The sequence below is a fragment of the Bradyrhizobium altum genome (assembly GCF_020889705.1).
Classification (GTDB): domain Bacteria; phylum Pseudomonadota; class Alphaproteobacteria; order Rhizobiales; family Xanthobacteraceae; genus Bradyrhizobium; species Bradyrhizobium altum.
Map to the genome: position 1 here is coordinate 1 of NZ_JACMYP010000263.1, position 12,066 is coordinate 12,066.

The window sequence follows — 12,066 nt, forward strand, 5'->3', positions numbered from 1 at the left end:
CCGATAACCGGCCAGCGCCTGCGGCAAATTTTCGTCGGTGCCGCGCTGGCGCGCGCGTTCGGCATTGATCTGTGGGTTGGCCTGGTAGGCGAGCACCAGGGCCTCCGCCAGCGTCTCGGCCGTCGACGGCGCGGCCTGCGCCACCAGTGCGGCAAGCACAATGATCGCCCTGCGAGGCCATCGGCACCCCGCCCCTGAACCGCTTTGACGCCTCGCTCGGTCACGCATCGTTGCGGTCCATCATTCCGCCGGCGCAAGCTGGCGCGTCGGCGCGAGACCCGGCCGGGTCCGCCGCGAGAACATCGAAATCAGCGCCGGCAGGGTGATCAGGATCACGAGTGGCGCAAGCGTCATGCCGGCGACCACCACGATCGCCAGCGGCTTCTGCACCTGCGAGCCAATTCCCGACGACACCGCGGCCGGCAACAGGCCGATCCCCGCGACGACACAGGTCATCAGCACCGGACGGAGTTGCAGCTCGCCGGTGCGCAGGATCGCCGCACCGCGCTCCATGCCCTCGTCGATCAGCTGGTTGTACTGCGAGAGAATGATGATGCCGTCCATCACCGAGATGCCGAACAGCGCGATGAATCCGATCGCCGCCGAGACGCTGAACGGGATTCCGGTCAGCAGAAGCCCGAGAATGCCGCCGAACACGGCCATCGGAATCACGCTCATGGTGAGCGCGGTATCGATCAGCGAGCCGAAATTGAGCCAGATCAGCATCGCGATCAGCGCGAGGCTGATCGGCACCACGATGGAGAGGCGTTTGATCGCATCCTGTAGATTGCCGAACTCGCCGACCCATTCGACATGGGAGCCGGGCGGCAGCTGGACCTGCGCTGCGACCTTGTCCTGCGCCTCCTGGATCGCACTGCCGAGATCGCGCTCGCGGACCGAGAACTTGATCGGCAGATAGCGCTCCTGCTGTTCGCGGTAGATATAGGCCGCACCCGACACCAGCTTGACGGTCGCGACCTCGCTGAGCGGCACCTGGGTGATGCCGTTCGGGCCCTGGGCGCCAATGCGCAGATTCCGGATCGCCTCGGCGCTGCGCCGGTACTGCGGCGCCAGGCGGACGATGATCGGGAAGTGGCGGTCGCTGCCGGGCTCGTATAGGTCGCCGGCGCTATCGCCGCCGATCGCGGTCCTGATCGTGGTGTTGATGTCCCCCGGCGACAGCCCGTAGCGTGCCGCCCGCGCCCGATCGATATCGATCTGCACGGTGGGCTGGCCAAGCGAGGTGAACACCGCAAGATCGGTGACACCCTGTACCGTCGACAGCACCGACTTGATCTTGTTGGCCGTGTCGGTCAACGCCTGCAGATCGTTGCCGTACAGCTTGATCGAGTTCTCGCCCTTGACGCCCGATACCGCCTCCGAGACGTTGTCCTGGAGGTATTGCGAGAAGTTGAACTCGACGCCGGGAAAGCGCTCCTGCAGGTCGGCGAGCAGCTTGGCGGTCAATGCATCCTTATCTTCGCGATCCGGCCATTCCTTGGCCGGCTTCAGCGGCGCGAAGAACTCGGCGTTGAAGAAGCCCGCGGCGTCGGTGCCGTCATCGGGCCGGCCATGCTGCGAGACCACGGACTCGACTTCCGGTCGCTGCTCGATCAGCTTGCGCATCTCGTTGACGTAGGCATTTCCCTCCTGCAGCGAAATCGTCGGCGGCAGGGTCGCACGGATCCAGAGATTGCCCTCCTCGAGCTTCGGCAGGAATTCGAGCCCGAGCAGCCGGACCGCTATCGCTGTCATCAGGATCAGCCCGGCGCCTGCCGCCAGCACTACGCGGCGATGCGCCAGCGAACGCGCCAAGACCGGCAAGTAAAGCCGATGCAGCAAACGCATCACGAAGGTTTCGGTCTCCTCGACATGCGCCGGCAGGATGATCGCGCTCAGCGCCGGCGTCACCGTGAAGGTGGCAAGCAGGCCGCCGGCCAGCGCATAGGCATAGGTACGCGCCATCGGACCGAAGATGTTGCCTTCGACGCCGCTCAGCGTGAACAGCGGCAGGAACGCCGCAATGATGATGGCGGCGGCGAAGAAGATCGAGCGCGACACGTCGGCGGACGCGGTCAGGATCGCATGATGCTTCATGTCCGCGATCGTGCTCGCGGAGATAGTCGCCTGCTCCTGCGCGGACAGGCGTACCGTGTGCGACAACCGCCGGAAAATCGCCTCCACCATGATGACGGTAGCGTCGACGATCAGGCCGAAGTCGATCGCGCCGACCGACAGCAGATTGGCCGATTCGCCGCGCAGCACCAGGATGCCGACCGCGAAGAACAGCGCGAACGGTATCGTCGCGCCGACGATGAACGCGCTGCGGAGATCGCCGAGAAAGACCCATTGCAGGAACACGATCAACGCGATGCCGACCACCATGTTCTCCAGCACGGTATGCGTGGTGGTCTCGATCAGGTCCTTGCGATCATAGATGCGCTCGATCCGCACGCCCGGCGGCAGGATCGACGAATTGTTGATCTGACTGACCAGCTGCTCGACCCGGGAGATCGTCGGCGAACTCTGTTCGCCACGCCGCATCAGCACGATGCCCTGGACGATGTCGTCGGCCTCGTTTTGGCCGGCGATCCCGAGCCGCGGCTGCTCGCCGACCGTGACGGTCGCGACGTCCCTGACGAGGACGGGCGTGCTGCCGCTGCCGGACACCATGGTGCTGGCGAGCCCGTCGATCGAGCGGATCAGACCGACGCCGCGCACCACCGCGGACTGCGGCCCGATGTCGACGGTGTTGCCACCGACATTGACATTTGCGTTGCTGACGGCCTGCAACAGCTGCGGCAGCGTCAGGCCGTTAGCGACCAGCTTGTTGAAGTCGACCTCGAGCTCGTAGGTCTTGGTCTTGCCGCCCCAGCCGGTCACGTCGATCACGCCGGGCACGGTGCGGAAGCGGCGCTGCAGCACCCAGTCCTGCAACGTCTTCAGGTTCAGCACCGAATAATTCGGCGGCCCGACCAGACGGTAGCGATAGATCTCGCCGATCGGGCTGAGCGGCGAGATCTGCGGCTGGGCATTGTTGAGCAGCGGCGCCAGCTGGGACAACCGGTTCAGCACCTGCTGCTGGGCCTGGTCATAGGTGTAATCGAACGAGAACTGCAGCTTGACGTCCGACAGGCCATAGAGAGAGATCGTCCTGATCACCTTCAGATTCCTGAGGCCCGCGACCTGGGCCTCCAGCGGGATCGTGATGTAGCGCTCGATCTCCTCGGCCGACAGGCCGGGGCTTTGCGTGACAATATCGACCATCGGCGGGGTCGGATCAGGATAGGCCTCGATGTTCAGTTGCTGGAACGCAACCAGCCCGCCGATCAGGACGGCGGCAAACAGGCCCACCATCAGATAGCGGCGGCTGACTGCGAAAGCTACGAGGCGATCCATGCGATCATATCTTCATTTTTACGAGGACGGATGACTGGATCAACTGCCTGACGCCGCCCGATCGATGAACAGGCTGCCGCGGGTCACGACCTGCTCGCCAGCCTTCAGATTGCCGCGGACCTCGACCAGGTTTCCGTTGGTGAGACCCGGCTCGATCTCGCGCAGCTCGATCGACTTGTCGTCGCGCGCGACCCACAGGCGCACGTGTTCGCCTTCATATATCAACGCCTGCCTGGGTATGCCGATCGAAGGGCGGGCGCCCTCGCTGTAGATCGTGACACTGGCGAACATCTCGGGCTTGAGCTGGCCGTCCTTGTTGTCGAGGGTGGCGCGCACCAGGAGCCTGCGTGTCGCCGGATCGATCGCCGCCGCAACATAGTCGAGCCTGGCCTTGAACTGCTTGCCGGGCAGCGCCAGGACCGAGAAGGTGATCTCCTGCCCGACGGCGACGTCAGCCGCCTCGCTCTCGCGGACAAACGCTGTCAGCCAGACGGTCGAGAGATCGCCGATCACGAACACCGGATCGCTGGCGCCGGTGCTGATGAACTGGCCGGGACCGACCTTGCGCTGCACGACGGTGCCACCGATCGGCGAATAGATCGGCGTGTCGGCGCTGATCTGCCGGGTCTGCTCGAACGTCGCGATCTGGTCCTCCGAGCGGCCAAGGATCCGCAGCCGGTTGTGGGTCGCTTCCAGCCCGGTCTCGGCCGAACGTAGGTCGTTCTGCGCGCCGGTCAGGTCGGCCTGCGACTGCTGCCAATCCTTCAGCGGGACGGCCTTGCCGGCATAGAGATCGCCGGCCCGCTTCTCCACGATCTCGGCCAGCTTGAGCTTCGAACGCGCCGTGTTGAGAGTGCTGAGCGCCGCAACGAAATCGTTCAGCGCCTGGACGCTGTCGGTAGCTTCGACGACGAACAGGGCCTGGCCGCGCTCGACCGAGTCGCTCGGCTTGACCAGCAGCTTGGTGACGCGACCGGCATGGGGCGAGAACACCGGGGTCGAGCTCTCCTCGTTGACCGCGATCTTGCCCTCGGTGATGTGCTCGGCGCGGAAGACATGGTCCGATACCGGCTCGATCGACAGCGTCGCCCATTCGGCGGCGGTCGGCACATAGCGCGGCAATTTGGCTCTCGCCTGGCTCGACGTCTCGGTTGATTTGGCATGCGGGACCAGCATCCGGCTTGCGCCAAACAATCCTGCAGCTCCCAGCGCAACCGCGCCGAGCAGCATGGCAGACCGTCGAGTCCAGTTCGAAATCATCATCATCTCAAAGCCGCACCGCCGCGATCACGCGTGTGCCACGCCCGTCCATCGGGCCAACCCGGCGATTTGCCGCCGTCAATTCTCGGCCGGCGCGCGCCACATCGGCGACTTCGGACCGCCGTGTAACGCATCGGTCCAAGCCGAAGCGGTTGCTGCGTCGGCGCCGGAAACCAGGCTGCGAGCATCGTCTGCGAATGCGGCCTGCGGCATACCAATGCCGACGGGCCGATTTCGCCGACGCATCTCCGCAGGAGCCAATCAACAGCAGTACCCCAAGATGAACCATCAACCTGGTGCCGGAACGTCCTGCTGTATGAAAGCGACGCGCACGCATCGGATACCTACTGGCCTTGCCACATCGGCGATTTCGGGCCGCCGTAATAGCGCATGTGGGGGACCGGACCGTCCCCCGCAGGCGCCGCCACATCGCTGGCGCAGCCGGCGGCCGCGGCGCACACGCCCGCGACCGCGACGACACGCAACAGCACGCGTTTCAGTGTCGAGTTCATCACCCCGTCCTCCCTTCCGGCTGCGCCTGCAGCCGCGCCGCGTCGTGCCGCCGATCAGTACTTCGCGACCACCGGACCGCCGAACTTGTAGTCGAGACCAACCGTCACGACCGAAAACGTGTTGTCGACCGTGTAGGGAATCTGGCCATTCAGCGGCGCCGCGCGCTCGTATCGGCCGAAGTCGTAGTAGCGATACTCGAACTTGCCGATCAGGTTGCCGGTGAGCGCATAGGCGATGCCGCCCCCCGCCGTCAGGCCGCTCCTGTTGGCGCCGAACTGATCGACACCGAACACTGGATCGGTGTTGGTGTGCTGGAGCTCGCCATAGGCCCAGCCGCCGGTGAAGAACAGCAGCAACCGGTCGACCGCGATGCCGCCGCGCGCCCGGAGGGTGAAGCCGTCGCGGAGAGTGGTCGCATCGACCGAGCCGATCGGCAGGGAGCCGGCGTTGAACTGGTCGACATCGCTGCCCTTGATGCCGGACCAGAAGCCGTCGGCTTCCACGCCGACCACGATGCTCCCGCTCTGGACGTTGTAGCCGATCTCGCCGCCGGCGATACCTCCAGTGGAGGAATAGTTGATGGTGTAGTTGGCAAAGCCGGCCGGCCCGAGTGCGTTGTTGAGATTGTGGTTGCCGTACCCCCCGCCGCCGAATACGCCGACATAGAAGCCGGACCAGTCGTATTCCGGCGCCGCGATCGCCGGTGCCTTGGTGTAGAGGGGCAGGTCAGCGCTTCTTACCGGAGAGGCGAGCAGCAGCGCTCCGAGCGCTGCGGTGGTGAAGAGAACGTGCTTCATTGTGAATCTCCTGGTTTCTGATGGGACGCCACGCGATCTCCTCGTGGCGCCACCTGCGGATCAGAAGTGAATGATGATGTCGGCCGAACCGATCAGAGCGAAATTCTTGGTCGGGGCGATGCCGAGATTGGAATTGCCGTTGAACGCATTCGCATCCAGCGACCTGTAGTAGGAGACCTCGGGCCGGATCTCGATCTGCGGCGAGAACCAGTGCTGCCAGCCGATGCCGGTCTCGACGTAACGCGTCTTCACGCCGGTACGCTGACCCTGCTTGTCGTCGTAGAACTCGATGCGATACGAGATGTTGTCGAGCGGCGACGCCTTGTAGTTCAGGTAGGCGAGATAGGTCTGCACCGACGCCGTGCAGGCGAACACCGTCGTGCTGGCGCACTGCGCGAGTCCGGGCGCGTTGAACGCCACGTACTGCGGCGAGAACGGCGTACCGCCCGCGGCAAAGGCGGCCAATGCGGCCGGATTGTTGGCGTTCAGCACATTGTTTTGATGCAGATTGTAGGTCTCGAACGAGATGTGCCACTGGTCGTTGAACTTGTGATACGCGGTCAGACCGTACCATTGCAGGTTGTTGTAGCCCCACGTGCCGCTGTTGATCGCATCGGCCACCACATAGACGCTGTCGTTGCCCGAATCGCTGGTCCAGCGGACGCCGCCCGTCACGCTCGGGGTCGCACCGGGATCCTTCAGGAAGGTGGCGCCCGGAAACAGGGGATTGGGGGACAGGTTGGGGAGCCTGGCGCCTGCATTCCACGGCAGGGTGTCGCTGCCGACCGTCACGCCGAGCTGCAGCATCCAGTTCTTGTTCACCGCCAGCGTGCCCTGCAGGCCGGTGTTGGTGTAATTGTCGAACGTATACGTCATCGAGTGCGTATACATGTAGTTGTTGGGCGCGAGCTGCGCCTCGATGTCGGGGATCGAGATGAAGCGGCCGAACCGCAGCAGAAGGCCTTCCGCGATCTGCGGAATAAAGACTTCGCCGTAGGCCATCGGCAGGTCGTAGCCGTAATTCTTGTTCTGTTGCAGCAGCTGGTTGCTCCAGAGACCATAGGCCGTCGTGTAGCGATAGTTCTCGCCGTAGATCGGCGCGAGACGGAAACCCCAGTCGACGTGATCCTTCTGGACCGTGTCGGGCAGGCGCTCGATATAGACGACGGCCTGATCGAGCTGAACCGTGTTCGGGTTGTAGTCGTACGCGGCCGGCGCATTGCCGCCGCGAACCGTGTTGGAGCTCAGATTGCCGCCGGCATTGATCCAGCCATAGACCTGGATGTGCGCATCGTTCATCCACTGTCCGGCAGGCGTGGTGCCAAGCGCGGTCATCAAGGGACTGTCAATCGAGCTCGGCCTCGTCACGCCGATGCTGGTCGAGCCGCCATACGGCCATTCCGTGAACGGCATTGGCGGTGTGCTCTGTGGGGTCGTCGGCCAACCGTCGCGGCGGGACGGCGGCGCTTTCGGATCCGACGGAGCGGCGTCGTGGCCCCACTCGAGCCGGTAGTAATTGACGAAGCGAGAGAAGAAGTCGCTGCCGAGATAACCGTCGAGGCACGAATAATTTTTGTAAGGATCGCACGCGGCGGCGGGCGCCTTCAACAACGGCAGATTGGCGTCGGCTGCATGAGCCGCGTTGAACAGGCTCACCGCCGCCAACGATACGCCGGCCAAAAACAGTCTCTTCATGATTTTGCCCCAAGATATTGCTACGGACGCTTCGAGCGCTGTCGCGTGTAACGTCTGCGTCATCATTCGTGGGGCGTTGAGAAAAAGGCGATACGGGTCTCCCCGCGCTTTCATTAAGATAAAATATCCGAAACATTCGTCGCCGCGTCGTTTGCTCGCAGAAGCATCAATTGCTCGCGTACCTGCTCAAGGACCCGGCGGAAATCTTGACGTTTTGCGACATTCGCTCGTTGCATTGCGATAGATTTCCAAAACTCTGTGTCATTTCCGCCATAGCTCGGCCGGCATCCGATCTGCGCGCTATTTTATTGCTATGCAGATCACCCTCAATCGAGATCGAAGCTATACGCGCCCCCTGGCTAAGCTAGCGGCATCGAGCGAATCTTTCGCATCGAGTGCAACGGAGCGCAGCGCGTCGTGGCGAACGTTACGAATTTTGCGAACGACGTCGCTGTCGCCGACGAGATCAACGACGTCGATCTCGGCTTTCTGCCGGCCGACCTCACGGCCCAGTGCCGCAATCTAATTGAGGGCTATCACGACGTTCATGGCTACGCGTGCCTGCCCGACATGCTGTGGCGTGCGCGGCTCGGGCCGTTCATCGAACGGCATCGCGAACTCCGGCAATGGCTGCGGAAGGCGTCGACCTCCCGAAGCGCCAAGAAATCCAACCAGGGCTTTGTCGAAATCGCGACCGCGATCCTGGCGCTGGAGATTTTGGCGAGCAGCTTTGCCGGCTGGAGTGCGCTCTATCCCGACGCCGGTGCGCGGGCCCTCGCAATCCTGAAGCGGCAGTCAGGTTGCTCGTTGACCCCGCTGATGGACTTCTATCTCTATCCGCCGAAATACATCAGCTCGGCGGCGATCAGCAAATTGACGCCGCCCCGGGCCAGCCAGACCGGCGAGCCCGGCCTGTACCAGGCCTCGAAGCCGGAGCTTGCGGGGGAACGGTTGGCCCTCAGTTATGTCAGCGCGATACTCCAGAAGTCGGATGATGCCTCGTCCCTGCTTCACCAGCGTTGAAGCCGCCGCCTCGCCCCGTTGTCGCGACACTGCCACGGTGTGCCCCCGTCCAATCCGCCGCGGCCGGCCACGAACGCCGGGCCACGGCTACTACTTTTATATTTCCTGCGCCCTCGGACAGCATAGCTTTTCTACCTCATTCCGGAGGATGCTCCGATCGCTGGTAGTTAGCGGCATCGGGGCAGCAACCGACAGTCGAACGTTGGATTTTGTCTGCGGGCCCCGGCCGTTTTGACGGCGCAGCCCCACACCTCCACGTTTCTGTCGGATGTTGCCGGGGTGGATTTCGTGCTGGCCGGGGAGGCCATTGCGAGGATCTTCCGGTTTCTTTCTCTACGAAGGCGAAATCCTTGATTGGTTCCCTGCCCCTGCTGCAACGGCTCGCAGACGTTAGCGCGCGCCCGGGCGAAGCCGGGCTACCATTCGTATCGAAATCCGACGAACGACCATCGTCGGTGATGCGGCAAGATCTCCTGCCTCTGCTCTGGTCGACCGGATTGATCGGCGCGGTCACGGCCGTGCTGTTCGTGCTGGAGGAGCCGGTTGCGGCAAATCTAGTCCCGATCGCCTATCTGATCCCGATCATCTTTGCGGCGACCCGTTGGGGCGTCTGGTCGGGCACGCTGGCGTCGCTGATGGCGATCGCCGCGGCGGACTTCTTCTTTTTCACCCCGCTTTACAGCCTTCGGGTCGACTCTCCGCAGGAGGCCATCGATCTCCTCGTCTTCCTCGTGGTCGCACTTGCGAGTAGCAATCTGGCTTCGCGCCTGCGCCAGGAGACCGAGCGGCTGCGGCGTCGCGAGCGGGAAATCCAGCACCTTTATGAACTCTCGAAGCGACTTGCCGCCTGTTTCACCATCTCCGATCTGATCGACGCTATCAGCCACTATTTGTCGCGCACACTCGGTCAGCGGGCGGCCCTGTTCGTCGCATCTGCCGACGGGCATTTCGAATCCTTGCCGGAGTCGGGGCTAACCCCGCTCGCCGTCCAAGAAGCTGTCGCGGCCATGACGGCCACCGCCACCAAGACGGCGGGCAATGTCGTCGATGAGCCGACGCAGGACATCTGGCTGCTGCGCGCCATTGGCTCGAACACGGTGGTGCACGGCGTCATCGCCATCAATGTCGGACGCAGCACGCGCGGTGCGATCGGAAGTCGAACCGCAAGGATCGAGGCAGTGCTCGAGGAGGTCTCGCTGACGCTGCAGCGGCTCGATATCGGCAAGGCGATGGACGATGCCCGGCTGCATCTGCAGGCCGAACTGTTGCGGGACGCCTTCCACGGCACGCTTTCGCACGAGCTGTGCTCGCCGCTCGCCGCCATTCAGGGATCGGTCAGCGTCATGAGCGCGATGCCGGCCGTCGCTACCGACGACCGGCTGGGCTCGCTGGTCGAAGCTGTCACGGACGAGGTCGCCCGGCTCGACGGCTACATCCGCAATCTGCTGAACGCGACGCGCGTGACGGCTGGCGGGCTGACGCCCCGTCTCGAATGGTCCGACCCACGCGACATCGTCAACGCCGCGCTCAAGACCCGTGCGCGGCGGCTGGCGGCGCACCGGATCAAGATCGGATTCGACGACGACCTCCCGCTGCTCAATGTCGATACCGGTCTGATCGAGGAGGCCTGTGGCCAGCTGTTGGAAAACGCCGCCAAATACTCTCCGTCCGGGTCGACAATTTCCGTGCAGACCCGGCATGCGTCCGGGCGCGTCGTGATCTCGATCATCGACCAGGGGATCGGCGTCACGCCCGACGAGCAGCTCCAGCTCGGCCGCAAGTCGTTCCGAAGCTCACGTCATCAGACAAGCGTCCCCGGCTCGGGACTCGGCTTCTGGATCGCATCGACCTTCATCAGGGCGCATGGCGGTTGCGTTGAATTGATGAGCCGCGGCCAGGGCCTAGGGACGACGGCATCGATCTTGCTACCGGCGTTGCAGACCTCGGACCGGGGACTGGCGGCCTACGACGATGAGTAACTCGCGCAATCTCGTCCTGCTGATCGACGACGAGCCCAAGATCCGGCGCTTCCTGCGCGCGGGCTTCGAGATCCACGGCTTCTCCGTGGCCGAGGCCGAGAACGCCGCCGAGGGGCTGAAGATCGCGACATTCAACGCACCCGACCTCGTGATTCTCGACCTGGCTCTGCCCGACCTGCACGGCAGCGAAACGCTGGAACGGCTGCGCTCGTGGTCAAACGTCCCGGTGATCGTACTCTCCGTCGAAGCCGACGAAGGTGAAAAGGTCCGCCTGCTGCAGGCAGGCGCGGACGACTACGTCGTCAAGCCGTTCGGCATGGCTGAATTGCTTGCGCGCAGCGACGCCGCCTTGCGCCGCTACTTCAAGGGCGCGACGGAGAATCCCGTCGTTGTGGTCGGGCCGCTCTCCGTCGATCTCGTTAGCCGGACCGTCGAGCTCAATACTGCCAGAATCAAGCTGACGCGGAAGGAGTACCGGCTGCTTCACGTACTTGCGACGCATGTCGGTCTGGTGGTCACGCACGACCAGTTGCTTAAGGAGATATGGACGGGCAATCAGCGGGACAACATTCAGTACCTGCGTATCCTGGTACGCAAACTGCGCCAGAAGATCGAGACCGATCCCAACCAACCGCGCCTGCTGGTCACCGAATCGGGGGTTGGCTATCGGCTCGAGAACCGGTTGGAGACGGAGGTGAATTGAGCGGCATTGTAATACGGCAAGGATCGTTCGCTCGAACAGAAATACACAAATAGTATAATTCCGGCGCAAAGGACCGTACTGTGCCCTAAAAAGGGGCACACGGTGCAATTTCTAATACAGCCATTCCACGTCCTTGGGTTCGAAGGCCAGGACTGGATGTTGATCGTGGTGGGCGTGGTCGTCGCGTTTGTGCTGTTCGTCTGGGCGACACGGGATCGCGTCTAGTCCCCTTGCGGCTGCGCCGTGACGTCGTGGGCAAGCTTGTGGTCGAAGGTTGGCTGTACTGGCTTGGCTGGACATCCACGGCTGCGACGGCCCTTTGCATCGTCGGCATGGTCGCCCGCATGCTGATGCCGACAACATCCTAGCGGCAAGGAGGCGTCGTGGATTACGCGTTGGCGCTTCACCATCGGCGGCCTTGTGGTTTCACCGTTTGCGGTTGTCGGCGACGCACTGCGACCCAAGAGTTTCGCGGGATTGTTCGGCGCCGCGCCATCCGTTCCCTTGCCACGCTCGGCCTCGCCTTCTTCAAATATGGCAGCGCTCCGAAAGTTCGGGGCAAACTCTCCATCCTCTGTGTCGACAACCGAATCGATGTGGCTGCCGGGCATGGCCTCAAACGCGCGGTCAAACCCGCTGGAGCCCTGTGCCCACGCAACTCCAAGCGGCTCAACGCTGCTGCGGCCCAGAGGCCGAA

9 protein-coding genes and 2 pseudogenes are annotated in these 12,066 nt (G+C 63.5%); 5 read left to right on the forward strand and 6 right to left on the reverse strand.

The annotated features are described in order from the left end of the window. The 6 genes and pseudogenes from H8B02_RS38755 to H8B02_RS38780 form a co-directional block, all read right to left on the reverse strand. Window positions 1-228 (reverse strand): annotated as a pseudogene (locus H8B02_RS38755) (TolC family outer membrane protein); the annotation flags it as partial. Window positions 229-240: 12 nt separating this feature from the next. Then, entirely contained in the window at window positions 241-3,399 is a 3,159-nt protein-coding gene (locus H8B02_RS38760) for an efflux RND transporter permease subunit (RefSeq protein ID WP_229171001.1), read from the reverse strand. Window positions 3,400-3,438: 39 nt separating this feature from the next. Continuing rightward, window positions 3,439-4,659: an efflux RND transporter periplasmic adaptor subunit gene (locus tag H8B02_RS38765; protein WP_229171002.1), complete on the reverse strand. Its 1,221-nt coding sequence runs from the start codon at window positions 4,657-4,659 to the stop codon at window positions 3,439-3,441. Between the two features lie 344 nt (window positions 4,660-5,003). Next, complete coding sequence (locus tag H8B02_RS38770) at window positions 5,004-5,174, reverse strand: hypothetical protein (protein ID WP_229171003.1); 171 nt, start codon at window positions 5,172-5,174, stop codon at window positions 5,004-5,006. 51 nt (window positions 5,175-5,225) lie between these two features. Then, entirely contained in the window at window positions 5,226-5,969 is a 744-nt protein-coding gene (locus tag H8B02_RS38775; protein WP_229171004.1) for an outer membrane protein, read from the reverse strand. 60 nt (window positions 5,970-6,029) lie between these two features. Further along, window positions 6,030-7,664, reverse strand: a complete 1,635-nt coding sequence (locus H8B02_RS38780) for an outer membrane beta-barrel protein (protein ID WP_229171005.1) — start codon at window positions 7,662-7,664, stop codon at window positions 6,030-6,032. Between the two features lie 417 nt (window positions 7,665-8,081). Here H8B02_RS38780 and H8B02_RS38785 point away from each other — a divergent pair, with 417 nt between their 5' ends. The 5 genes and pseudogenes from H8B02_RS38785 to H8B02_RS49320 all read left to right on the forward strand — a co-directional run. Beyond that, entirely contained in the window at window positions 8,082-8,687 is a 606-nt protein-coding gene (locus H8B02_RS38785; RefSeq protein ID WP_229171006.1) for a hypothetical protein, read from the forward strand. A gap of 350 nt (window positions 8,688-9,037) precedes the next feature. Further along, window positions 9,038-10,666, forward strand: a complete 1,629-nt coding sequence (locus H8B02_RS38790) for a DUF4118 domain-containing protein (RefSeq protein WP_229171007.1) — start codon at window positions 9,038-9,040, stop codon at window positions 10,664-10,666. Next, the gene (locus tag H8B02_RS38795) at window positions 10,659-11,369 is read left to right on the forward strand and encodes a response regulator (RefSeq protein ID WP_229171008.1); all 711 of its coding nucleotides are present in this window, start codon (window positions 10,659-10,661) and stop codon (window positions 11,367-11,369) included. Before H8B02_RS38790 ends, H8B02_RS38795 begins: the two co-directional genes overlap by 8 nt. Window positions 11,370-11,471: 102 nt before the next feature. Continuing rightward, window positions 11,472-11,594, forward strand: coding sequence for a hypothetical protein (locus tag H8B02_RS48260; protein ID WP_283842303.1), 123 nt, complete (start codon window positions 11,472-11,474; stop codon window positions 11,592-11,594). Between the two features lie 162 nt (window positions 11,595-11,756). Then, a pseudogene (locus H8B02_RS49320) lies at window positions 11,757-11,911 on the forward strand (DUF3147 family protein); the annotation flags it as partial. Window positions 11,912-12,066: the final 155 nt, after the last annotated feature.